The organism is Clostridium sp. (assembly GCF_051654825.1).
In the GTDB taxonomy this organism is placed as follows: domain Bacteria; phylum Bacillota; class Clostridia; order Clostridiales; family Clostridiaceae; genus Clostridium.
Window position 1 is genome coordinate 1 of the sequence record NZ_JBOFYU010000161.1, and the last position, 22,396, is coordinate 22,396.

General features: G+C 29.0%; 26 protein-coding genes, 2 tRNA genes and 1 rRNA gene. 22 read left to right on the forward strand and 7 right to left on the reverse strand.

What is annotated here, in order from left to right:
- Positions 1 to 21 precede the first annotated feature (21 nt).
- From rrf to ACRDBA_RS09560, 3 genes are all read left to right on the forward strand, one after another.
- Positions 22 to 138: ribosomal RNA gene (gene rrf / locus ACRDBA_RS09550) — 5S ribosomal RNA — on the forward strand.
- Between the two features lie 5 nt (positions 139 to 143).
- Positions 144 to 219, forward strand: a tRNA-Phe gene (locus ACRDBA_RS09555).
- Positions 220 to 224: 5 nt separating this feature from the next.
- A tRNA-Cys gene (locus tag ACRDBA_RS09560) sits at positions 225 to 299 on the forward strand.
- Between the two features lie 36 nt (positions 300 to 335).
- Here the strand turns inward: ACRDBA_RS09560 and ACRDBA_RS09565 are convergent.
- Positions 336 to 1,259, reverse strand: a complete 924-nt coding sequence (locus ACRDBA_RS09565; protein WP_438572694.1) for a S66 peptidase family protein — start codon at positions 1,257 to 1,259, stop codon at positions 336 to 338.
- A gap of 81 nt (positions 1,260 to 1,340) precedes the next feature.
- Positions 1,341 to 2,288 (reverse strand): magnesium transporter CorA family protein, encoded by a 948-nt coding sequence (locus ACRDBA_RS09570; protein ID WP_438572695.1) that lies wholly within the window; start codon positions 2,286 to 2,288, stop codon positions 1,341 to 1,343.
- Positions 2,289 to 2,569: 281 nt separating this feature from the next.
- Between ACRDBA_RS09570 and ACRDBA_RS09575 the strand changes: the two genes are divergently transcribed.
- Entirely contained in the window at positions 2,570 to 3,067 is a 498-nt protein-coding gene (locus ACRDBA_RS09575; RefSeq protein WP_438572696.1) for a hypothetical protein, read from the forward strand.
- Between the two features lie 34 nt (positions 3,068 to 3,101).
- Here the strand turns inward: ACRDBA_RS09575 and ACRDBA_RS09580 are convergent, their stop codons facing one another.
- On the reverse strand, positions 3,102 to 4,253 hold the full coding sequence (locus ACRDBA_RS09580) for a M20 family peptidase (protein ID WP_438572697.1): 1,152 nt from the start codon (positions 4,251 to 4,253) through the stop codon (positions 3,102 to 3,104).
- Positions 4,254 to 4,358: 105 nt separating this feature from the next.
- Between ACRDBA_RS09580 and ACRDBA_RS09585 the strand changes: the two genes are divergently transcribed.
- The 7 genes from ACRDBA_RS09585 (at position 4,359) to ACRDBA_RS09615 (ending at position 8,032) form a co-directional block, all read left to right on the forward strand.
- A complete protein-coding gene (locus ACRDBA_RS09585) occupies positions 4,359 to 4,574 on the forward strand; it encodes a sigma factor G inhibitor Gin (protein ID WP_438572698.1) in 216 nt (71 codons plus the stop codon).
- Positions 4,575 to 4,589: 15 nt separating this feature from the next.
- Positions 4,590 to 5,219 carry a dTMP kinase gene (tmk, locus tag ACRDBA_RS09590; RefSeq protein ID WP_438572699.1) on the forward strand — a complete coding sequence of 210 codons (630 nt, stop codon included), beginning with the start codon at positions 4,590 to 4,592 and terminating at the stop codon, positions 5,217 to 5,219.
- 77 nt (positions 5,220 to 5,296) lie between these two features.
- Positions 5,297 to 5,626, forward strand: a complete 330-nt coding sequence (locus ACRDBA_RS09595; RefSeq protein ID WP_438572700.1) for a cyclic-di-AMP receptor — start codon at positions 5,297 to 5,299, stop codon at positions 5,624 to 5,626.
- Between the two features lie 18 nt (positions 5,627 to 5,644).
- Complete coding sequence (locus ACRDBA_RS09600) at positions 5,645 to 6,577, forward strand: DNA polymerase III subunit delta' (RefSeq protein ID WP_438572701.1); 933 nt, start codon at positions 5,645 to 5,647, stop codon at positions 6,575 to 6,577.
- Positions 6,578 to 6,579: 2 nt separating this feature from the next.
- Positions 6,580 to 7,485, forward strand: a complete 906-nt coding sequence (locus ACRDBA_RS09605; protein WP_438572702.1) for a PSP1 domain-containing protein — start codon at positions 6,580 to 6,582, stop codon at positions 7,483 to 7,485.
- A gap of 15 nt (positions 7,486 to 7,500) precedes the next feature.
- Entirely contained in the window at positions 7,501 to 7,704 is a 204-nt protein-coding gene (locus tag ACRDBA_RS09610) for a heavy-metal-associated domain-containing protein (protein ID WP_438572703.1), read from the forward strand.
- 157 nt (positions 7,705 to 7,861) lie between these two features.
- Entirely contained in the window at positions 7,862 to 8,032 is a 171-nt protein-coding gene (locus ACRDBA_RS09615; RefSeq protein ID WP_438572704.1) for a DUF362 domain-containing protein, read from the forward strand.
- 48 nt (positions 8,033 to 8,080) lie between these two features.
- Here the strand turns inward: ACRDBA_RS09615 and ACRDBA_RS09620 are convergent, their stop codons facing one another.
- On the reverse strand, positions 8,081 to 8,722 hold the full coding sequence (locus ACRDBA_RS09620) for an MBL fold metallo-hydrolase (RefSeq protein ID WP_438572705.1): 642 nt from the start codon (positions 8,720 to 8,722) through the stop codon (positions 8,081 to 8,083).
- Positions 8,723 to 8,912: 190 nt separating this feature from the next.
- Here ACRDBA_RS09620 and ACRDBA_RS09625 point away from each other — a divergent pair, with 190 nt between their 5' ends.
- From ACRDBA_RS09625 to ACRDBA_RS09645, 5 genes are all read left to right on the forward strand, one after another.
- Positions 8,913 to 9,362 carry a CtsR family transcriptional regulator gene (locus ACRDBA_RS09625; RefSeq protein WP_438572706.1) on the forward strand — a complete coding sequence of 150 codons (450 nt, stop codon included), beginning with the start codon at positions 8,913 to 8,915 and terminating at the stop codon, positions 9,360 to 9,362.
- A gap of 75 nt (positions 9,363 to 9,437) precedes the next feature.
- On the forward strand, positions 9,438 to 11,879 hold the full coding sequence (locus tag ACRDBA_RS09630; protein ID WP_438572707.1) for an ATP-dependent Clp protease ATP-binding subunit: 2,442 nt from the start codon (positions 9,438 to 9,440) through the stop codon (positions 11,877 to 11,879).
- Positions 11,880 to 12,166: 287 nt separating this feature from the next.
- Positions 12,167 to 13,117: a thioredoxin-disulfide reductase gene (gene trxB / locus ACRDBA_RS09635; protein ID WP_438572708.1), complete on the forward strand. Its 951-nt coding sequence runs from the start codon at positions 12,167 to 12,169 to the stop codon at positions 13,115 to 13,117.
- A complete protein-coding gene (locus ACRDBA_RS09640) occupies positions 13,110 to 13,337 on the forward strand; it encodes a glutaredoxin domain-containing protein (RefSeq protein ID WP_438572709.1) in 228 nt (75 codons plus the stop codon). Before trxB ends, ACRDBA_RS09640 begins: the two co-directional genes overlap by 8 nt.
- Before the next feature lie 37 nt (positions 13,338 to 13,374).
- Entirely contained in the window at positions 13,375 to 14,838 is a 1,464-nt protein-coding gene (locus ACRDBA_RS09645; protein WP_438572710.1) for an NADP-dependent glyceraldehyde-3-phosphate dehydrogenase, read from the forward strand.
- A 34-nt stretch (positions 14,839 to 14,872) separates the two neighbouring features.
- On the opposite strand, the gene ACRDBA_RS09650 is transcribed toward ACRDBA_RS09645, so the two are convergent.
- Together ACRDBA_RS09650 and ACRDBA_RS09655 are read right to left on the reverse strand one after the other, a co-directional pair.
- Positions 14,873 to 15,100 (reverse strand): glutaredoxin domain-containing protein, encoded by a 228-nt coding sequence (locus tag ACRDBA_RS09650; RefSeq protein ID WP_438572711.1) that lies wholly within the window; start codon positions 15,098 to 15,100, stop codon positions 14,873 to 14,875.
- 132 nt (positions 15,101 to 15,232) lie between these two features.
- Positions 15,233 to 15,394, reverse strand: coding sequence for a hypothetical protein (locus ACRDBA_RS09655; protein ID WP_438572712.1), 162 nt, complete (start codon positions 15,392 to 15,394; stop codon positions 15,233 to 15,235).
- Between the two features lie 130 nt (positions 15,395 to 15,524).
- Between ACRDBA_RS09655 and ACRDBA_RS09660 the strand changes: the two genes are divergently transcribed.
- From ACRDBA_RS09660 to disA, 4 genes are all read left to right on the forward strand, one after another.
- Positions 15,525 to 16,247 (forward strand): GntR family transcriptional regulator, encoded by a 723-nt coding sequence (locus ACRDBA_RS09660; protein ID WP_438572713.1) that lies wholly within the window; start codon positions 15,525 to 15,527, stop codon positions 16,245 to 16,247.
- A complete protein-coding gene (gene nagB, locus ACRDBA_RS09665; protein ID WP_438572714.1) occupies positions 16,244 to 16,975 on the forward strand; it encodes a glucosamine-6-phosphate deaminase in 732 nt (243 codons plus the stop codon). Before ACRDBA_RS09660 ends, nagB begins: the two co-directional genes overlap by 4 nt.
- Positions 16,976 to 17,122: 147 nt before the next feature.
- Entirely contained in the window at positions 17,123 to 18,490 is a 1,368-nt protein-coding gene (gene radA / locus ACRDBA_RS09670; RefSeq protein ID WP_438572715.1) for a DNA repair protein RadA, read from the forward strand.
- Between the two features lie 16 nt (positions 18,491 to 18,506).
- The gene (gene disA, locus ACRDBA_RS09675) at positions 18,507 to 19,571 is read left to right on the forward strand and encodes a DNA integrity scanning diadenylate cyclase DisA (protein WP_438572716.1); all 1,065 of its coding nucleotides are present in this window, start codon (positions 18,507 to 18,509) and stop codon (positions 19,569 to 19,571) included.
- A 29-nt stretch (positions 19,572 to 19,600) separates the two neighbouring features.
- On the opposite strand, the gene ACRDBA_RS09680 is transcribed toward disA, so the two are convergent.
- On the reverse strand, positions 19,601 to 19,999 hold the full coding sequence (locus ACRDBA_RS09680; RefSeq protein WP_438572717.1) for a DUF1573 domain-containing protein: 399 nt from the start codon (positions 19,997 to 19,999) through the stop codon (positions 19,601 to 19,603).
- A gap of 300 nt (positions 20,000 to 20,299) precedes the next feature.
- Between ACRDBA_RS09680 and ACRDBA_RS09685 the strand changes: the two genes are divergently transcribed.
- The gene (locus tag ACRDBA_RS09685; RefSeq protein ID WP_438572718.1) at positions 20,300 to 21,385 is read left to right on the forward strand and encodes a PIN/TRAM domain-containing protein; all 1,086 of its coding nucleotides are present in this window, start codon (positions 20,300 to 20,302) and stop codon (positions 21,383 to 21,385) included.
- A gap of 15 nt (positions 21,386 to 21,400) precedes the next feature.
- The gene (gene ispD / locus ACRDBA_RS09690; RefSeq protein WP_438572719.1) at positions 21,401 to 22,069 is read left to right on the forward strand and encodes a 2-C-methyl-D-erythritol 4-phosphate cytidylyltransferase; all 669 of its coding nucleotides are present in this window, start codon (positions 21,401 to 21,403) and stop codon (positions 22,067 to 22,069) included.
- Positions 22,070 to 22,396 lie beyond the last annotated feature (327 nt).

Sequence of the window (22,396 nt, forward strand, 5' to 3'; positions counted from 1 at the left end):
AGTTCATAAAGAACTAAATCATCTGGTGATGATGGCGTAGAGGAAACACTCCTTTCCATTCCGAACAGGACAGTTAAGCTCTACAGCGTCGATGGTACTGCATGGGAGACTGTGTGGGAGAGTAGAACGTCGCCAGGTCATGTGGCTCGATAGCTCAGTCGGTAGAGCAGAGGACTGAAAATCCTCGTGTCCCTGGTTCGATTCCTGGTCGAGCCACCAGGTACGGCGCCATAGCCAAGTGGTAAGGCAGAGGTCTGCAAAACCTTTATTCCCCAGTTCAAATCTGGGTGGCGCCTCCAAAAAAACCTACAAATTAAATTTGTAGGTTTTTTGTTTTATTTAAAAATATTTTCTTTTAAAGTTAATAAGTCATTTTGAGCTGTAAATGAAAATTTAGCTCCTATAGGAAGAGTTATATTAGGATAATCATGACCAAATGGTAACCCTATAATAATAGGAATGTCTAAGTGAGATAATTTTTGATATAAAACTTCTATAAGGCTAAAAGTATTTTTATTTTTACATGAGCAATCTGTAAAATGTCCTAATATTATTGCAGAACATTTCTTCAATGAGCCAGATAATATTAGTTGTGATAACATTCTATCTATAGCATAAGGATTTTCAGATATTTCTTCTATCAGTAGTATAGAATTATTAAAATCTACTTCATATGGAGTACCTAATGTTGAAGCAATAAGAGAGAGATTACCGCCTACCAGTTTTCCAGTAAAATCACGTTTATTTATATACTGTATGTTATTATTCGAAAGCTTTTTTAAGTTATAAAAAGAATTTTTATTGAAGTTAGTAAGAACATTCATGAAGTATTTAAGTGTCAATTCATCATCAAATTTAGAGTTAATCATTGGGCTATGGAAGGTAGGAAAATTACATTTCTTATTAATATAGTTTAAAAGTAATGTTATATCACTATACCCACAAAATGGCTTAGGATTCTTTTTTATTATATTTAAATCCAAGTATGGAGCCATTCTAACACAGCCATATCCGCCACGAAAACACACAATAGCATCTATTTCAGGATTAGAGAACATATCCATTAAGTCTTTAGCTCTATCCGTATCAGTTCCAGCTAAATATCCATAAGTATCATATATATAAGAGCCTTCTTTTATATTGAAGCCTAACTCTTTAAATTTTGAGATTTTTTCATCTATAAAAGCACTATCTTCTGGAGATGATGGGCATATAATTCCAATAGTTGAATTGCTATTTAACTTTTTTAATTTTACCAATAAATTCACCTACTTTATAAATATATATTAGCATATGCATAAAAAAGAAAAAAAGCTACACATAAAGTAATAGCTTTTTTATTAACTAAACATATCTTTTTTATAAAGTATAAATGCTGTAAGGCCTGTTAATAAGAATGTGATAAACATAGTAATTTCAAATCCTAATGGATGTTCAAGTAAAGGCATTTTAATAAAGTTCATCCCAAATATACCACCGATTACTGTTGGTATGGCCATAAGAATAGTAACTGATGCTAACACCTTCATAACTATGTTTAGATTATTAGAAATTACTGAAGCAAAGAAATCCATTGTACTTGCAAGTATATTACTATATATCTCAGTCATTTCTATTGCCTGCTTATTTTCTATGATTACATCTTCTAGAACATCTTGATCTTCTTCGTATTTTTGCATTATTTCAAGCTTTAGCATTTTTTCTAATGTTATCTCATTAGCTTTAAGGGATGTTGAAAAATAAACTAATGACTTTTCAAGAGAGTGAAGTTGTATTAGCTCCCTATTTTTCATTGACTTATGAAGTCTTTTTTCTATCATTAAACTCTTTTTGTCTATTTGTCTTAAATATAAAAGATAGTATGTAGATATTTTATTTAGTATTTGTAGAATAAATCTAGATTTCTTAAATGAGAAGAATGATCTAACCTTACCATTAATAAAATCTGTTAGTATTCTACTATTTTTTAAACAAACAGTAATTAGCTGTTTTTCAGTATGTATAATAGCTAAAGGATATGTATCGTAAGTAAGGGAGTTATCCTCCATTTCTGTAAAGGGAATATCCACTACAACTAAGACACAATTATCTTCAATATCAATACGAGAGGTTTCTTCATCATCTAAAGGTGCTTTAAGAAAGTTTAAAGGAACTCCAGTTTTTTTGGAAATTAATATTAATTCCTCATCTGATGGTGCTATTATATTAATCCAGCAACCTGGTTCTAAGTTATCGAGTATTTTTAGTGATGGATCATCTTCACTAATGCTTTTATAAATTTGAATCATTTGTTAAACCTCCATAAATATATACACTTTTATTATACTATTATTAATAGAAATATAACATAAATAATTATAATGTTTAGTAAAACAATTACATATTGAAAATTAAAGAGAAATTAAGGAAAAGGCTGATTTATTATGATAAATAATTGTATTTGAATACCAATTTAAATTATAGTAATTCTAGACGTTTTTTAGATGTGGATAAAATATTCAATAATTAGTATAATCAGTCCATTGTCTATAAAAATAAGAGGATAATGAGAATGTGGGGGAATTTTTAAATGATGCACAGAGAAGTGGTTTCGCGAAAAAAAGTACCAGTAATTATAATGTCATTATTAGTTGTTACTATAGCATTATATGTTTTGGAGTTTGTAGAGCTTTCATGGCTAGATAAGCACGTATTAGGCTCTATTATAAGTGGAATTATATTACTTTTAACTATTGTTATTTTATTAAAAGAGCTTAAAAGCTGTAAGTTATCATATAAGCATTCAATAATAGCGGACAAGCTTATTATTAATGAAATATGTTCTAAAGAAGAAAAAAATTTAGAAAGTATAAAAATTAATGATATATTATATATTGGAAAAAGAAGTGGAATACCTAAAGAATATTCAGTGGTTAGAACATCTAAAAATTACTTGTGTGATTTCATTTGTAAAGATGCTTATTATTGCATCTTTAAGAAAAATAATGTAATAAGAAAAATTAAATTTCAACCAAGTGATTTATTTATTCAAAGAATAATAAGACAAAATGAGTTATGTAGTAAATAAATATAAATTTGAAATAGGCTTCTTTTTAAGAAGCCTATTTTTTATAGAATTCATCTTTTATTTCTGTTAATAGTTGATTATTTTCTATGATATCCAACGCTGTAAATGCTAATGATAATGATGCTTTTATACATTGTTCAAATGCATAGTCAGAGATTGTTTCTTTTGCAAAATCTTTAGTTCCATATTTAATTTTATCTGAATTTACAATAGATATGTACGGATGGATACAGGGTGCATATTTACTGACTACACCAAGGCTTAATCCGGAATATACATCTCTTGGTGGTGAAATATTTATGATTCCATTTTCTTTAAGATTATGACTAAATAATCTATTTAAAGTTCTATTAGTAATTAATTCTTCACTTTCAGGTTCATATAATGACATTGAATATTGAACTCTAAGAAGCTTTGAAACATAAATTACAATTTCTCTAAGTTTATTTTCGGCTATTTTAGCTATATCCATATCTTTGGCTCTTATATAAAATTTAGCTTCTGACTCTAATGGAAGCATAAGTGGAGTTAAACCACCTTTGGACATAATAGAATTAACTTCAACATCTTCAGGAAATCCTTTTAGTAAAGCATTTAATATATTAAAAGTAAGTAAGATTCCATCTAAGGAAGTATAGCAACCTTTATTTAGAAAGCTTAGACCACTATTTCCTAAAAACTTAACATTCAATGGAACTATTGCTGAAGAACTTCCACTTTCTGATGTTACTACATCAGGATGAGCTACTAAAACCACATCTATATCATCAAAAACACCTTGCTTAGCCATTACAGATTTGGTTCCACCTAAGTATTCTCCAGGACATCCAATTACAATAATTGTTCCAGAAACTTTGTCTATTATATTAGCGAGAGATATAGAGGCTGCAATAGATGTTGTAGAAAGTAGATTATGTCCTGTTAAGTGTCCATCTTCAGGAACAGAATCATATTCACATAAAAAACAAATCTTAGGGTATCCATTTCCTTTACTTGCATAAAAAGAGGTATTTAAGTCTAAAAAATTATTCTGAACTTCAAAACCATAGTTATTTAAAAAATTAGATATATATTCACAGCTTTTAAATTCCTTATAGCTTTCCTCAGGATTTTCATAGAGGTATTTATTTAATTTATATATGTCATCTTTACATGTAGATAAATAAGATATAATTTCTTGTTTCATATATACTCCTCCCAAAACATTTATTATTATATGTTTCCAATAAAGTATAAAAATTATTACATTTGGCTAGAATTTTAAGGAGTAAAGTATGGGAGTGAGTAGATTATGAATATTAAAAGTAAAGAGATTAATAATGTGGATGAAAAAAATATATGTATTATATGTAGAAAAGAAAAATATGATGGTATAATTATAGGAAGAAGCTTAGTTTGTAATACATGCCATGAAAAAATACTGAATACAACAGTAGACAATGTGGAATATGAATTTTACAAAAATAAAGTAAAGAAGGCTTTATTAACAAGCTTTAATATATTCTAGATAAGAGGTAACACTATGAAAAGAGGAACATTTATAGTATTTGAAGGTGGAGAAGGTTCCGGAAAAACTACCATTTTAGAAAAAATCTATGAAGAATTAAATTATAGAGGAATAAATTGTATAAAAACTAGGGAGCCTGGAGGCATTAAGATATCTGAAGATATAAGAGGCATTATACTAGATAGAGAAAATACTGAAATGGATGGAAGAACAGAAGCACTTTTATATGCAGCAGCGAGAAGACAACATTTAATTGAGAAAGTTATTAAAGCTTTAGACCAAGGTAAGGTTGTTTTATGTGATAGATTTGTGTATTCATCTTTAGCATACCAAGGACATGCTAGAGGATTAGGAATAGATGAGGTATTAGAAATAAATAAATTTGCAATTAAAGATTGCATGCCAGATTTAACAATTTTATTTGATATAAGACCAGAAGTGGGATTAAATAGAATTTCAAAAAACTCATCTAGGGAAGTAAATAGGTTAGATCTTGAAAATATAGATTTTCATAATAAGGTAAGAGAAGGTTATGAAATTGTATATAATGCCAATAAAAACACTAATATAGTGAAAGTTGATGCTGAAAAAAGTATTAATGAAGTATTTGATGAAGTATTAAATATAATTTTAATTAATTTATAAGAAAAAAATTGCATAAATTATACTTAATATGGTAAAATATAGTTAAAAAATAGTTAGCATTTAGGGGAGGCGTATTTATGAAATTGGTAATAGCTATGGTTCAAGATGATGATGCTCTAGATTTAATTGATGCCATTACTGAAAGTGGATTTAGAGTAACAAAGTTAGCTACAACAGGTGGATTTTTAAAATCTGGAAATACTACTTTAATGATAGGAGTAGAAAAAGAAAAGGTTCAAGAAGTCATTGATGTAGTTGAAAATATCTGTAAAACTAGAAAGCAAATGATAGCGACACCAACACCAATTGCAGGAAATACAGATATGTATATGTCATACCCAGTAGAAGTTAAAGTAGGTGGGGCAACTATATTTGTAGTTGATGTTGACCAGTTTGTAAAAATATAAATTATAAGGAGGCGTGTAATGGGACAGTTCATTGGATATGAGAACATTATAAGAAACTTTAGAAAAAGAATTAGTGATAGTACTCTTTCTCATGCACACCTTATTGTAGGCGAAGATGGTATAGGTAAGAGCAAATTAGCCCAAATATTCGCAGTGAAAATTTTAGGTGAAGAAGAAGACAAGCAATATATAGATATCATTCATTATAAACCTAAAAAAGCATCTTTTGGGGTAGATGATGTAAGGGAAGTAATAGAGGAAGTTAATAAAAAACCATTTCAAGGTGATAAGAAAGTAATTGTCATACATGATGGAAATAAGTTAACTGTTCAAGCTCAAAATGCTTTATTAAAAACTATAGAGGAACCTCCGAATGGAGTTTTTATAATAATTCTTTGTGAAAGTTTAGAGTTAGTTTTAGACACAATAAAATCTAGGTGTCAAATATATAAGCTAACACCTTTGTCGAAAGAAGAAATAATTAATTACATAAATAGTATAAATGACAATTTACTAGGTGAAGAGTTAACAGCAGCTGTTGCATATAGTGAAGGTGTACCAGGAAAGGCTGAAAGGTTTTTAAATGATGTAGAGTTGAAAAATTTAAGAGATTTAATTTTAGATGTTCTTAGTAACTTAAAAGTTAATGATCCAGAAATTTTATTAAGTTTTGAAGAAAAGTTGGTATCGTATAAAGATAATAAAGAAGATATTTTAAATATATTAGCATCTTTTATTAGGGATATTATGATATATAAGGAAATAGATAATACTAGTATAATAACAAATGGGGATAAAATAGAAAATATACAGAAGTTAGCGATAAATATGTCCTATAAGAAATTAAATAATATAATAGACAAGATAAGAGAAGCAAGAGTAAATTTAATTAGCAACTCTAATTTTGCAGCTACTATAAGAATTATGCTTATAGGGTTCATGGAGGGTTAAAAATGATAAATGTTATAGGAGTTAGGTTCAAGAAGGCAGGGAAAATATACTACTTTGATCCTAGTGGGTTAGAGATTAATAAAGGAAATTTTGTTGTTGTTGAAACAGCAAGAGGAATTGAATTTGGCGAATGTGTAATAGGAATAAAGCAAATATCAGAAGCAGATATTGTTGCACCATTAAAGAGTGTAATAAGAGTAGCTGAAAATGATGATATAAATAAACATAAAGATAATAAAGTTAAAGAGGAAGACGCATTTAATATATGCTTAAAAAAGATAGAAGAGCATGGATTAAATATGAAACTAATAGATGTAGAATATACTTTTGATAATAATAAAGTAATATTCTATTTTACAGCAGATGGAAGAGTAGACTTTAGAGAATTAGTTAAGGATTTAGCTACAATATTTAAAACAAGAATAGAACTAAGACAAATCGGAGTTAGAGATGAAGCTAAAATGCTAGGTGGATTAGGCCCTTGTGGAAGACCTATGTGTTGTTCAACATTTTTAGGTGATTTTGCATCAGTTTCTATAAAAATGGCAAAAGAGCAAAATTTATCTTTAAATCCAACTAAGATTTCAGGGATTTGTGGTAGATTAATGTGCTGTTTAAATTATGAACAAAGCACATATGAAGATATAAGAAAGAGACTTCCTAAGGTTGGATCTATAGTTAAAACATCAGAAGGTCAAGGTGAAGTAGTTTCAAATAACACTGTAAAAGAAAGTGTAAAAGTGAAATACAGAAGAGTAGATGAGGAAGTAATAGAAGAATTTAAAATTGAGAAAATTGAATTAGTAGAGGGATCTTATGAAGACTCTATAGATGAGTCAGATATAAGATTAGAGATAGAGCTACCAGAGGATAAGACGTTAATGAAGAATCTAATTAAAGATAATTAGAAAGGGGGGAAACGCATGAAATCTATAATTATGATTCCAAACTTATTAAATTCTGAAGATGTTAAATCTGTGAGAGAAGCAATAGCAAACAGTGAAGGCGTTGTTGCTTGCGAAGTTAACTTAGCAAAGAAAGAAGTTAGTATAGTTTTTGATGAAAAAAGTACGTCAGCAGATGAAATAGCTAGCTCAATAGAAGCTATAGGCTATAGCGTTGCTTAATAAGACACCTATGGTATAAGCTAAAACATATTAGCATATTGATATAAAATTTATTAGGAAATATAACTTATGTATAAATAATTTTTATCTTTCCTTATTTATATCAGTATGCTAAAATATAGTGGAAATAAGTTTTTATAATAGGAGGTGCTTTTTAATGGCATTCGTAATTGAAGATTCATGTGTAAACTGTGGTGCATGCGCTGCAGAGTGTCCAGTTAACGCTATAAGCCAAGGAGATACTCAATTTGTTATAGATGCAGATACTTGTATCGATTGTGGAAACTGTGCAAATGTTTGTCCAGTTGGAGCTCCAGTACAAGCGTAATTTGGAGTTTAGAAGAACCGTCATTATTGGCGGTTCTTTTTTTGTTAATTAACATAAGGAATTTAAGAGTAATACTTTATTAATATCAGAAAAGGATAAATCCTTAGTATGTATTATGGTAGAATCGAATTTTATTACATTTTTAAAATGAGATAAAAACTTTTTAGGACCATCTAAATAATTAGAGTTAGAGGAATTACTATAGTACATTGGTATTATGTACTTTGGTTTAATTGATAACGCTAGTTTAGCAGCAGTATTACCATCAATTGCAAAGCGACCTCCAATTGGGATAAATAAAAAGTCTAAGTTTTTTAAATTAGCAATAATTTTATCATCTAAATTATGTCCAAGCATACCTAGATGAGCAATTCTTAGGTTATCTATAATATAAACATAAATAATATTAGGGCCTCTCTTACAACCTTTTACGTCATCTCTAAAGGTTTTTACTCCAGATATTGAAATAAAAGAATTATCAAATGGATCAGATGTAGTTATAACAGTAGGTATAGAACTAAATATATCATTTACATTTGTATTTACTGGTATATGACTAAGGGTAAGGATATCAGCGTTAAAATTAGAATTAGTAGCTGAATATGATAATATACTTGAGTCCATAAGAATTTTTTTTCCATAAGAATTTTTCAATATAAAGCTAGTATTTTCTAACCATTGAATTTCCATATGACCCTCCTAAAAATATTTTATTATTAGTATTTTCAAAAAATACTAATATAATTCTAGGATTTATCAAATATAATATATATTAGTATTATTTTAAAGTTGAAGATCTTAAAATAGACAAGATTATTAGTGTAATATATAATAAAAGTCAAATAAAGTCAAAGTAAAATTTGTTTAAGAAGGTGTAAAATTGGCAAGAATTTCAGATACAATAGAAAAGTTTATAAAAGGCATGATAAATGAACAAAATCAAATTCAAATTCAGAGAAATGAGTTGGCAGATAAGTTTTCATGTGCACCATCACAAATTAATTATGTATTAACTACTAGATTTACTTATGAAAAGGGATATTTAATCGAAAGTAGAAGAGGTGGAGGAGGATATATTGTAATTAAGAGGTTACTTCATGATAACAATGATAGACGATTAGATATTATTAATAACTCCATAGGTAGTAGTATTACATATCAAGGTGCATTATCTATATTAGAACATTTAAAAGAGACAGAATCCATTACAAGTAAAGAGTATGAAATAATGAAAATATCTTTAAATGATAGGTCACTTGGTTTAGTAGTAGAAAAAAATAAAGTTAGAGCAGAAATATTAAAAGGAATGATAACAGTAATTTTATCATAAGTATTGATATATATAATAATCAGATTATTTTTTTGTAAGGGGTTTAATTCAGTAATTGGGTATTGGAGGTATATTATGATTTTTGGGAGGTTTACAGAGCGGGCACATATAGTGTTAGTAGAAGCTCAAAAAGAATCACAAGAATTTAAACATGGATATATAGGTACAGAGCATATCTTACTTGGTATATTAAGAGAAGGTGGATATGGAAAGGAAGTACTATATTCAAAGGGGATTACAGTAGAAAAAGCTAAAAAAACTATAGAGGAGTATTTAGGATATGGAGATGGAGAAATTTCCATTGGAGAAATGCTTTTAACTCCTAGAGCAAAGAGGTTATTTGATGATAGCTTAATAAAGGCTAGAAAGTTTAACCATAACTATATAAGTCCAGAACACCTATTGCTAGCATTAATAGATGATAATGAAGGTGTTGCATACACAACTTTAGTTACTAATAAAATAGATTTTAATGATGTAAAGAAAGAAATAGAAGAATATTTATCAGATAGAGAATCACAAGAAATAAAGATTGATGAAAAATCACGTAAAAAAAATATTAAGACTCCTTTATTAAATCAATATGGAAGAGATTTAACATTAATGGCTAAAGAGGGGAGTTTAGACCCTGTAATAGGTAGGGATGAAGAAAATCAAAGAGTACTTGAGATATTATGTAGAAGAGTAAAAAATAATCCTTGCTTAATTGGTGAGCCTGGTGTTGGTAAAACTTCTGTAATTGAAGGATTAGCACAGAGGATAGCAAGTGGTAATATTCCAGAAATATTAAAAGATAAATCCATTATATCTCTAGATATAACATCTATGGTAGCAGGTGCGAAATATAGAGGTGAGTTTGAAGATAGATTAAAAAAAGTAATGGAAGAGATCAAAAGTAGAGAGGATATAATAATTTTTATTGATGAAATCCATACAATAGTAGGAGCTGGAGGAGCAGAAGGTGCTATAGATGCTTCAAATATATTAAAACCAGCCTTAGCAAGGGGAGAAATTAAGTGTATTGGTGCTACAACTATAGATGAATATAGAAAGCAAATAGAAAAAGATGCAGCATTAGAAAGAAGATTTCAGCCGGTTATGGTTAGAGAGCCAAATAATGATGAAACTTTAGAAATATTAAGAGGGTTACGAGATAAGTATGAAGCTCATCATATGGTTAAAATAACTGATGAAGCATTAGAAAGTGCTGTAGAGTTAGCAGATAGGTATATTACGGATAGGTTTATGCCAGATAAAGCAATTGATTTAATAGATGAAGCAGCAGCTAAAGTAAGAATAGAAAATTTAGTTGCACCTCCAAGTATTAAGAATATTGAAGGGGAAATAGAAAATGTAGTAAAAGAAAAAGAAGAAGCTATAAGGGGGCAGGATTTTGAAAAGGCAGCAACTCTTAGAGATAGTGAAAAAACATTAAAAAAGGAATTTCTTACTCTTAAAGAAGATTGGAGTGTAAAAAATTCTGCTATGACTCATATAGTTACAGAAGAAAATATTGCCAAAGTAGTTGCAATATGGACTAAAATTCCAATAGAAAAATTAACACAAACTGAATCACAAAAGTTACTTAATCTAGAGGAAATTTTACACAAGAGAGTTGTTGGACAAAATGAGGCTGTAAGAGCTGTAACAAGAGCTGTTAAACGAGCAAGAGTAGGGTTAAAGGACCCTAATAGACCAATAGGTAGTTTTATTTTTTGTGGTCCAACTGGAGTTGGTAAAACAGAGTTATCTAATGCTTTAGCTGAAGCTATGTTTGGAAATCAAAAAAACTTAGTTAGAGTAGATATGTCTGAATATATGGAAAAACACTCAGTATCAAGGCTAATTGGTTCACCTCCTGGATATGTTGCGCATGAAGAAGGTGGTCAATTGACAGAAGCCATTAGAAAAAATCCTTATTCAGTTATATTATTAGATGAAATTGAAAAGGCTCATCCAGATGTGTTTAATATACTTCTTCAAATAATGGAGGATGGTAGATTAACAGATGGGAAAGGAAAGGTTGTAGACTTTAAAAACACAATAATTATAATGACTTCTAATATTGGAGCTCATCAACTTAAAAAGCAACAAACAGTAGGATTTGCTACATCAGAAAATGTAAGTAATTCTCAATATGAAAAGATGAAGGAAAATATAATTAGTGAAATAAAGAGAGAGTTTAAGCCGGAATTTATAAATAGAATAGATGATGTAATAGTTTTTCATCAACTAGAAGATAGCGATATATTAAAAATAGTTAATATTATGTTAAAAGGTACTATAGAAAGATTAAAAGAAAGAAAAATTAGCATAAGTTTAAATGAAGAAAGCAAGGATTTCTTAGTAAATAAGGGTGTTGATATAAGTTATGGAGCAAGACCTTTAAGAAGAATAATTACTAAGGAATTAGAAGATAAATTAAGCGAAGAAATGCTTAAAGGTGACATAAAAGTTGGAGATAAATTAGAGGTTTATTGTGATGGTAAGGAATTATGTTTTAAGCATATATCATAATAGAATTATAATTTTTTTATATAGGAGAAATAGATCTAAGTAAATTTAGATCTATTTCTTTTTATAAGCTAATTAATTTAGGAACAAATTAATAGGATTTATAATATATAAGTTTATTATTAGATTGTTTTATAAGAAAAAAATAATAAATGATTTAAAAACAGGGAAATCTATTTATATAGAACTTCTAATTAATAAAAATTATTAGTTAAAAACTGTTGCACTTTGAGTAATGTGTGTATATAATATAATAAAATACCCCTAGGGGGTAAGGAGGCTTTGGTAAAATGCAAAAAGAAGTTAAACATAAAGAGCTAATAATAATAGGCGGTGGGCCTGCTGGTTTAACAGCTGCAATATATGCAACAAGAGCTAAAATAGACATGATATTACTAGAAGATAAAATCATGGGAGGACAAGTTAGAAATAGTTATACAATAGAAAACTATCCTGGATTTACAAAAGTATCTGGGAGTGAGTTAGCAGACTTAATGCAGCAACAAGCTGAAGAGCTAGGGGCTGAAATAGATGAATTCGACGCAATAGAAAGTGTTAACTTTAGTGACGAAGAAAAAATTATAGAAACTGGAGATTATATTTACAAGACTAAGGCTGTTATTATTGCAACAGGTGCTAGCCCTAAGAAATTACCAGTAGCTAATGAAGAGGAATTCTCAGGAAAAGGTGTTCATTATTGTGCCGTTTGTGATGGTGCAATGTATGAAGGTAAAGTAATAGCAGTTGTAGGTGGAGGAAATTCAGCTTTAGAAGAAGCTATATTCTTAACTAGATTTGCTAAAAAAGTAGTAATGATAAGAAGATATGATTATTTCAATGGTGAAAAGTCATTAATTGATGAAGTAAGTAATAATCCTAAAATAGAAATAATGTATAACAAGGATTTAGTTAATATTTCAGGAGAAGGTTTTTTACAAAGAGCTTTATTAAAAGATACAAAAACTAATAAAGAAGAAGAAATAGAATTAGATGCAATTTTTACTTTTGTAGGAACAGAGCCTAAGACAGAAATGTTTAGCAAATATATTGATTTAACATCTCATGGATATATACCTACTGATGAAAATATGTTAACAAACATAAAGGGTGTATATGCAGCAGGGGATGTAAGAGAGAAAATGTTTAGACAAATAACAACAGCAGTAGCTGATGGAACTATTGCAGCATTACATTCAGAAAAATATATTATTGAAGAAAAGGAGAGAAATAAAAATGATTAAAATTTATTCAACATCATGGTGCCCAGCTTGCGTTAAAGCTAAAAAATTCTTTGAAATTAAAGGTTGGGAATATAAAGAAGTAAATGTTGCTGATAAGCATGAAGATAGAGAAGAAGTATTTAGAGTTTCTGGGCAAAGAACAGTTCCAGTAACAGAAATAAATGGTGAAATAATAGTTGGATTTGATAAAAAGGCTTTTGAGACTGCAGTAGAAAAATAATTTTTTTACTTAAGCTTTAGTGAAAGGGGTGTAGTAGATGTTTAGTTGTATTAAAGGTTCAGAAAGAACATTCAGAAATTTCATAAATGGAGAATGGGTAGCTAGTGAAAGTGGAAAGTTTATTGATATATATTCTCCAGTAGATTCAATATTAGTAGGAAGAGTTCCTGCTATGACACAGGCAGAAGTTGATAAGGCTATAAAAAGTGCAAAGGCTGCGCAAAAGGAATGGAGAAATGTTCCTGTTAGCGAAAGAACTAAAATTTTATATAAGGCTGCAGATATTCTAGTTGAAAGAGTAGATGAGCTTAGTGAAATTATGATGAAGGAAATAGCAAAGGACAAAAAGAGTTCTGAATCAGAAATTCTTAGAACAGCTGATTATATTAGATTTACAGCTGATACTGCTAAGAATATATCTGGAGAGAGTCTTCCAGGAGATAGTTTTCCAGGATTCAAAAGAAATAAAATTTCAGTAGTAACTAGGGAACCATTAGGAGTAGTTTTGGCAATATCACCTTTTAATTACCCTATAAATTTAGCAGCATCAAAATTAGCACCAGCACTAGTAGCAGGAAATTCAGTAGTATTAAAACCAGCAACACAGGGAAGTTTATGTGGATTATATTTAGCTAAAATATTTGAGCAAGCAGGTATTCCAAAAGGAGTATTAAATACAGTTACCGGTAGAGGAAGTGAAATAGGAGATTATATAGTTACTCATCCGGAAATTGATTTTATAAACTTTACTGGTAGCACAGAAATAGGTACTCGTATATCTAGAATAACTACAATGGTACCTTTACTTATGGAATTAGGAGGTAAAGATGCTGCAATAGTACTAGAAGATGCTAACTTAGAGTTAGCAGCAAGTAATATTATAGCAGGAGCTTACTCTTATTCAGGGCAAAGATGTACAGCTGTAAAAAGAATTTTAGTAGTTAATGAAGTAGCTGATAAGTTAGTAGAAAAATTAAAGTCAAAAATAGAGAAGTTAAAGGTAGGAAATCCTTTAGAATCTCAAGTAGATATTGTGCCTTTAATAGATTCAAAAGCAGCAGACTTTGTATATGAATTAATAGATGATGCAAGAGAAAAAGGAGCCCATTTATTAGTAGGTGGAAAAAGAGAGGGTAACTTAATTTATCCTACATTATTTGATAATGTAACTACTGATATGAGATTAGCTTGGGAAGAACCTTTTGGGCCTGTATTGCCTATAATTAGAGTAAATGATAAAGATGAGGCTATAGAAATAGCAAATAACTCAGAATATGGACTTCAATCATCAGTATTTACTGAAAATATAAATGAAGCTTTTTATGTAGCTGATAGATTAGAAGTAGGTACAGTTCAAGTAAATAATAAAACAGAAAGAGGTCCAGATCATTTTCCATTTTTAGGTGTAAAGGCATCTGGAATAGGAACTCAAGGAATTAGATACTCTATTGAGTCAATGTCTAGGCCTAAGGCAACAGTAATAAATTTAGTAAGAAGTTAAAAAAGACCATCGGATTTATCCGATGGTCTTAATATTATTTTTCAAGAGCTGTATCAATAGCTTTTTTATCAAAACCAATGATTATAGTTCCATTAACATCAAGAACAGGAACTCCCATTTGTTTTGACTTATCTACCATTTCTTGTCTTGCTTCCATGTCGTCTTGTACATTCACTTCTTCAAATACAACATCTTTAGATTTTAAATAATTTTTAGCTTTAACACACCAAGGGCATGCATCAGTTGAATAAACCTTTATCATAATAAATTCCTACTTTCCTATAATAAAAATAATAAATATTAGTTAATATAAATTATACACATCAAATATTATAAATACAATAAATAATTTACTAGAATAACTTTAGGGTATATTATTTATATATAAATAAATTTATTTAATGATATTTTCGTTATCTAAATTTGAATTTAGAACCATATTATCTAGAGAAGTTTCTATATATGAGTTGGTGACATTTTCAGATATATTTTTTTGATAATCATCTTTTAGTATATTTTTTGCGGGAACGTTAGAAAAAACATTTCTATCAAGCATAATATCATCTCCTTATATTTAGTAACCTTATTTTTACCAAAAGTTCTAAATTTATTCTTAAAATAAAAATTATCAACTGGTCTAGACATCTATAATGATTTTGAATATAATATCTATAGGAGGAGTAACTATGATAGATAAAAATAGTCCAATTCCGGTATATTACCAACTTAAAAATGACTTAACTAAAAAAATAGCTGAAGGCGTATGGGGTCAAGGTGAATGCATAGCAAGTGAGAGAGAACTTTGTGAGATATACGAAGTAAGCAGAATGACTATAAGGCAAGCTATAGGAGAGTTAGTACAAGAAGGTATATTGTTGAGAGTAAAGGGAAAAGGTACGTTTGTATGTGATCAAACAGTAAAACAACAGGATATGATGAGCTTTACTGAAATAATAAAACAAACAGGAAGAAAATTAGAAACAGAAGTTATTGAATTTGAAATAATAGATACTCCTGAAAACCTAATGGAAACATTCCAATTAAACAAACTTTATAAGATAAACAGAAAGAGAATAGTTGACGGAGAATGTATAGCAATAGAAAAAGTATGTATTCCTGTAGATTATTGTGGAAATTTAAATAGGGATATGTTAAAAGGATCCTTATACAAAATTTTAGAAGAGTTTGGATATATAATTGATCATACTAAATCATCAGTAGCATCAGTACTTATGACAGATGAATATAGAAGATTATTTAATGTGAAAAATAATGTTCCATTATTAAAAATGATAGGAAAAACATTTAATCAAAATGGGAAAATACTTTTCTTAGAAGAGTCAATTTATAGATCAGATAAATTTATATTACAAGTAAATATATCTAGAAGAGAGGGGAAAATAAAATGAAATTAATTATAACTAAAAACTATGAAGAATTAAGTAAGGTAGCTGCTAACGAAATGGCGGACGTAGTAAAGAACAATCCAAAGGCTATATTAGGATTAGCAACAGGTGGTTCACCAGTAGGAATGTACAAAGAGTTAATAAGAATGAACAAGGAAAATGAAATAGATTTTTCAGAAGTTACTACTGTAAACTTAGATGAGTATGTAGGATTATCAGGAGATCACAACCAAAGTTATAGATACTTTATGAATGATAACTTATTTAACCATATCAATGTAAATAAAGATAGAACTTTTGTACCAAATGGATTAGCTGAAGATATTGAAGCAGAATGTAAAAATTACGATGCTAAAATAGCTGAATTAGGTGGAACAGATGTACAATTATTAGGAATTGGAAATAATGGACACATTGCTTTCAATGAGCCAGATGACTTCTTAGTTTCAGGTACACACTTAACTAGCTTAACAGAAAACACTATAGAAGCTAATGCTAGATTCTTTGAATCAAAAGATGAAGTTCCAACTACTGCATTAACAATGGGATTAGGTGGAATAATGAAATCAAAGAAAATAATAGTTATTGCTAGTGGAGAAGGAAAAGCAGAAGCTGTTAAAGAGATGGTTAATGGTAAAATAAATACTAATATGCCAGCTTCAATGTTACAAATGCATAGAGATGTAGTTTTAATAATTGATGAAGCAGCTGCTAAATTATTAAATAAATAATATAAGTGAATAGACTATAGAGAATTGTTACTATAATAATAGTAACAATTCTTTTTTTATAATTGTTTTTTATAATTTTATTATGATATAGTAGTATATAGTAAGTAGAATTATTTGTAAATAAATAGAAGGATGGATGATATATTTATGGCAAAGATTAGATCCATATTTATTTGTCAAGAGTGTGGATATGAATCACCTAAATGGTTAGGAAAATGTCCTGATTGTAATAAGTGGAACACTCTAGTTGAAGAAGTTAAAGATACACAAAAAGAAATTAAGTCTAAAATTAATACAATTAGAATATTAGATAATATGCCCAAAAAAATTGAAGATATAAAATCAGGTGATAAAGAGCGATATGATACTGGTTTAAAGGAGCTTAATAGAGTATTAGGAGGAGGTTTAGTAAAGGGGTCACTTACATTAATATCAGGAGATCCTGGTATTGGTAAATCAACACTTTTACTTCAAACAGCTAACACTATCTCTAAAAAGTATGGTAAAGTTTTATATGTTTCTGGAGAGGAATCTGAAGAGCAAATTAAAATAAGAGGAGATAGATTAGGTGTAGTAGCTCCTGATTTATACATTTTATCTGAAACAAACTTAGATTTAATAGAAGGCTATATTGATGAGATAAAGCCTGTATTTGTAATTATAGATTCAATACAAACTGTTTATAAGGAAGTAGTTACATCAGCTCCAGGAAGTGTTTCTCAAGTAAAGGAATGTTCTAATGCACTAATGAGAATTGGTAAGAAAAATGGGATTCCACTTTTTATAGTAGCCCATGTAACAAAGCAAGGTGAACTTGCGGGACCAAGAGTTTTAGAACATATGGTTGATACTGTGTTATACTTTGAAGGAGAAAGAACAGAAGAATTTAGAGTTTTAAGAACTATGAAGAATAGATTTGGAACAACTAGTGAAATTGGTGTGTTTGAAATGGCAGAAGAGGGATTAAAAGAAGTTTATGATCCTTCAAGAATGTTTTTAGAGGATACTAATTTTAATCAAGAAGGTTCAGCAGTAGTTGGAATAATGGAAGGTACTAGACCAATATTAGTTGAAATACAAGCGTTAGTAAGTGAAACTAATATGCATATGGCAAGCAGAACGGCTATTGGTATAGATAATCAAAGGCTTAGATTAATATTAGCAGTTTTAGAAAAAAAATTAAGAGTGCCTTTTTATAAATATGATGTTTATGTCAATGTTGTAGGAGGGTTAACATTAGATGGAACTACTGCAGATTTAGGCTTAGCCTTAGCATTATTATCAAGTGTTAAAAATGCTGGTTTTAAGCTTGAAAGAACTGTAGTTGTAGGAGAAGTTGGATTAACAGGTGAAATAAGGCCTGTTGTTGCATGTGATAGATTAATAAAAGAAGCTGAAAAAATGGGATTCAAAAATGCTATAATACCAGCAAGAAATAGGGAAAAAGTAATTAGTAAGGAAATTAATATTATTGGTTCTAGCAATGTAAAAGAAGCTATTCCAAAGATATTCTAATGAATCGGGTGAATGTATGAGAATAAAAGATGATAAAGAGATAAAAAATATTTTAGAAATTATGAGCCCTGGAACTCAACTAAGAGAAGGGCTTGAAAATATATTAAGAGCAAAAACTGGTGGACTTATAGTAATTGGTGATAGTGATAAAATAATGGAGTTAGTTGATGGTGGATTTAATATAAATTCTGATTACAGTCCATCATATGTATATGAACTAGCTAAAATGGATGGGGCAATAGTTATTAGCGGCGATTTAAAGAAAATAATTAGTGCTAATGCTCAATTAGTGCCAGATTCAGCATTAATAACATACGAGACTGGAACTAGACATAGAACAGCGCATAGAGTTGCTAAGCAAACAGGAAATATTGTTATAGCAATATCACAAAGAAGAAATATAATTACTGTTTATAAGGGTGAGTTAAAGTATGTATTACAAGAAAGTAGTATAATATTAGCAAGAGCTAATCAAGCCATTCAAACATTAGAGAAATATGTTAATGTTTTAGAGCGTGTAATTAATAATTTAAATTTATTAGAATTCCAAGACTTAACGACTTTATTTGATGTAGTTACAGCAATCCAAAGAACTGAAATGGTAATGAGAATTGTTGAAGAAATAAAGAGATATATCGTTGAACTAGGAAATGAAGGAAGATTAATATCTATGCAGCTAAATGAGTTAATAAAATTCATAGAAAGAGATGGAATTTTATTAATAAGGGATTATTGTAAAGAAGGACTAGATCCTAATACAATTTACAATGAACTTCAAAAATTAAACTCAGAAGAATTAGTTGATTTAGATTTAATATCTAAAGCTTTAGGATATGGAGGCATATCACTAGTAGACACATTAATTTCCCCAAAGGGATATAGAGTACTCTTTAAGGTTCCAAGAATACCTAACTCTGTAATAGAGAACTTAGTTAAGCACTTTAATGAATTAAAGTTTGTTATAGATGCAAGTACAAGTGAACTAGATAAGGTTGAAGGTATAGGAGAAGCAAGAGCTAGAGCTATAAGAAATGGATTAAGAAGAATAAAAGAACAAATATATTTAAAAAATGAAATATAATAAAGCAGGCTTTAAAGCCTGCTTTTAATTTATCTAAATGTAAAGTTACCTAAGGTATTTATTTTATCATCTTCTGTGATAAGAACATCATATAAACTAATATCTAATGTATTACAAAGGGAAGTAAGATAAAATAGGTTATTACCAATTTCTCTTTCAATTATTTCACGACAGTTGTCGCATAATTTTCCATTTAAATGATTGGCTAAGTTTGCTTTAAAATCTTCTAAAGAAGTTTCTTCAGTAGGGGGAGATTGTTTAGTTGCTGATATAGAAATACAACCACAGTTAGTTACAGCTTTGGCTACGGCTCTGTTTATTCTAGCGCTTGATTCACCATATTTGGTTATTATGTCTAAAATGCTTTTGTGTCTTAGTAGTGATTCGCTAACATCATTTTGAAAGTTATCAAAAATTATATCTTTCATATGCCTCAACTCCTTAAATTAAAATAGCTACACATATGTAGTTATTAGAATATAATTTTGTTAATACACCCATAGCCTGTATCAACTTTAATACTATAATATCTAATTAATAATTATATTTATAGGGGGTACATGGATTTTAAATTAAGAAGAATTTAATAATTATTCATTTGTGGCAATAGCTTAATATGGTATAATAATATAAATTATCCTTAAGAATATATATTATTATTAAATATAGAATAAATAAGGGAATTTAATTATTAATTTATGTCAATAATCAAATAGGGAGGTGATTTTGTGTTAAAAAAAGCGATAAGAATTATATTTACTATTATTGGATTAATAAGCGGATATATAGTTGGAGAAATACTTTTAAATATTCCACAGATTCAAGACAGTGGATTTTTAGCAAAGCCTGTGGCATCGGTATCATTTCTTATTTTTGTAATTTTATTATTTGGATTAATTTTATATTTAATTTCTCCTAAAATATATGATTGGGTTGTTAATCTAATAGAGTACGCAGAAAAAAATATTCAAAAATTAACTGGAGTAGAAATACTTTATGGGATTGTAGGAGTAATACTATCACTTGTTATTACTTCGTTAATAGGATTGCCATTAAATAAGTTAACTGTTTTTGGACCTATTTTATTTGTTTTATTTAACGTAATATTTGCATTTATAGTAGGAGATATATTTATAAAAAAGAAAGAAGATATATCAGCTTTAATCTTAAATTTTAAAAAGGCCACGCCGAAGGATAAGAAATCAAAGGGAGCTAATAAAGCAATAGCTAAAGTATTAGATACATCAGTAATAATCGATGGAAGAATATTCGATATATGTAAAACAGGATTTGTAGAAGGTCCTCTAGTTATACCTAACTTTGTTTTAGATGAACTTAGACATATATCAGATTCATCAGATTCTCTAAAGAGAAATAGAGGAAGAAGAGGATTAGATATATTAAACAAAATTCAAAAAGAGTTAGAAATTGAAACACAGATATGGGAAGGTGATTTCCCGGAAATAGCTGAAGTGGACAGTAAACTTTTAAAATTAGCTCAAGTTTTAAAGGGAAAAGTTGTGACAAATGACTTTAATTTAAACAAGGTAGCTGAGTTTCAAGGTGTAGCAGTATTAAATATTAACGAATTAGCTAATGCTATTAAGCCAGTAGTATTACCAGGGGAAGAAATGAAAGTTATTGTAGTGAAAGATGGTAAAGAACCAACACAAGGTGTTGCTTATTTAGATGATGGAACTATGATAGTAGTAGAAGGTGGAAGAAAGTATATGGGAGAGCAACTAGATGTTATTGTAACATCAGTTCTTCAAACGGCAGCTGGAAGAATGATATTTGCTAAGCCAAAGGAATAATAGAGGGTGTAAAATATGATAAGTGCTATTATATTAGCAGGCGGAAGAGGGAAAAGAATGGGATCGTCTGTTAGTAAACAATTTATAATGCTAAAAAACAAACCGATTTTATATTACACGATAAAAAAGTTTAATGAATGCAATGAAATAGATAAAACTATATTAGTATTGCCGGAGGATGAGATTGAGTATTGTAAAGAGCATGTTATTGATAAGTATTCTTTGAAAGTAGATATGATAGTATCTGGAGGAACTGAGAGACAGGATTCTGTGTTGAATGGGTTAGAAGCTTTAGAACATAGCGATATAGTTTTAATTCATGATGGAGCAAGACCTTTTGTTTCAGAAAGAATAATAAAAGATGGAATATCTTTTGCTAAGAGATATGGAGCATCTGCACCTGGAGTTATGCCTAAGGATACAATTAAGATAAAGGATAGTAATTCATTTTCAATAGAAACACCTAACAGAAACGATTTGGTAGCAATTCAAACTCCTCAAGTTTTTAAATTTGATATTATAATGGAATGTCATAAAAAGGTTAAAAATGAAAAGAAGCTTGTTACAGATGATACTATGGTTGTAGAACTATATGGTAATAAAGTTTATTTATATGAGGGTGAATACACTAATATAAAAGTTACTACTCCTGAGGATTTAATATTAGGAGAAAAACTAATATAGTAGAGTTTGTAATATTGACATAATTTTATCCAAAAGATATAATTGATTTACTACAAATTAATATTGCCAACGCAGTGAAGAAGAATAGTAAAATTCGCCATTTCAGAGAGAAAATCCGTGGCTGTAAGATTTTCAAGAGAGTTTGAACCAGCTTTAGAGTTGTAGGTAAAAACTATCGGTTTAATACCGTTATCATTTTAAGAGAAAAAATTTAGGTGGTACCGCGATATAAGTTCGCCCTAATCATAGGGGCGGACTTTTTTTATTTAAAAATAAATTTAGCGTTGTATTGTCCTAAAATAAAATTTATAAATATAATATTTAATA

Bases quoted from the DNA above. Each gene is read 5' to 3' on its own strand.
- ACRDBA_RS09680 (WP_438572717.1), bottom strand. From the start codon at position 19,999: ATGAAAGATATAATTTTTGATAACTTTCAAAATGATGTTAGCGAATCA.
- ACRDBA_RS09600 (WP_438572701.1), top strand. From the start codon at position 5,645: ATGGGACAGTTCATTGGATATGAGAACATTATAAGAAACTTTAGAAAA.
- disA (WP_438572716.1), top strand. From the start codon at position 18,507: ATGAGAATAAAAGATGATAAAGAGATAAAAAATATTTTAGAAATTATG.
- ACRDBA_RS09615 (WP_438572704.1), top strand. From the start codon at position 7,862: ATGGCATTCGTAATTGAAGATTCATGTGTAAACTGTGGTGCATGCGCT.
- ACRDBA_RS09620 (WP_438572705.1), bottom strand. From the start codon at position 8,722: ATGGAAATTCAATGGTTAGAAAATACTAGCTTTATATTGAAAAATTCT.
- ACRDBA_RS09655 (WP_438572712.1), bottom strand. From the start codon at position 15,394: ATGCTTGATAGAAATGTTTTTTCTAACGTTCCCGCAAAAAATATACTA.
- nagB (WP_438572714.1), top strand. From the start codon at position 16,244: ATGAAATTAATTATAACTAAAAACTATGAAGAATTAAGTAAGGTAGCT.
- ispD (WP_438572719.1), top strand. From the start codon at position 21,401: ATGATAAGTGCTATTATATTAGCAGGCGGAAGAGGGAAAAGAATGGGA.
- radA (WP_438572715.1), top strand. From the start codon at position 17,123: ATGGCAAAGATTAGATCCATATTTATTTGTCAAGAGTGTGGATATGAA.
- ACRDBA_RS09585 (WP_438572698.1), top strand. From the start codon at position 4,359: ATGAATATTAAAAGTAAAGAGATTAATAATGTGGATGAAAAAAATATA.
- tmk (WP_438572699.1), top strand. From the start codon at position 4,590: ATGAAAAGAGGAACATTTATAGTATTTGAAGGTGGAGAAGGTTCCGGA.
- trxB (WP_438572708.1), top strand. From the start codon at position 12,167: ATGCAAAAAGAAGTTAAACATAAAGAGCTAATAATAATAGGCGGTGGG.
- ACRDBA_RS09580 (WP_438572697.1), bottom strand. From the start codon at position 4,253: ATGAAACAAGAAATTATATCTTATTTATCTACATGTAAAGATGACATA.
- ACRDBA_RS09605 (WP_438572702.1), top strand. From the start codon at position 6,580: ATGATAAATGTTATAGGAGTTAGGTTCAAGAAGGCAGGGAAAATATAC.
- ACRDBA_RS09660 (WP_438572713.1), top strand. From the start codon at position 15,525: ATGATAGATAAAAATAGTCCAATTCCGGTATATTACCAACTTAAAAAT.
- ACRDBA_RS09610 (WP_438572703.1), top strand. From the start codon at position 7,501: ATGAAATCTATAATTATGATTCCAAACTTATTAAATTCTGAAGATGTT.
- ACRDBA_RS09570 (WP_438572695.1), bottom strand. From the start codon at position 2,288: ATGATTCAAATTTATAAAAGCATTAGTGAAGATGATCCATCACTAAAA.
- ACRDBA_RS09645 (WP_438572710.1), top strand. From the start codon at position 13,375: ATGTTTAGTTGTATTAAAGGTTCAGAAAGAACATTCAGAAATTTCATA.
- ACRDBA_RS09595 (WP_438572700.1), top strand. From the start codon at position 5,297: ATGAAATTGGTAATAGCTATGGTTCAAGATGATGATGCTCTAGATTTA.
- ACRDBA_RS09575 (WP_438572696.1), top strand. From the start codon at position 2,570: ATGATGCACAGAGAAGTGGTTTCGCGAAAAAAAGTACCAGTAATTATA.
- ACRDBA_RS09630 (WP_438572707.1), top strand. From the start codon at position 9,438: ATGATTTTTGGGAGGTTTACAGAGCGGGCACATATAGTGTTAGTAGAA.
- ACRDBA_RS09650 (WP_438572711.1), bottom strand. From the start codon at position 15,100: ATGATAAAGGTTTATTCAACTGATGCATGCCCTTGGTGTGTTAAAGCT.
- ACRDBA_RS09640 (WP_438572709.1), top strand. From the start codon at position 13,110: ATGATTAAAATTTATTCAACATCATGGTGCCCAGCTTGCGTTAAAGCT.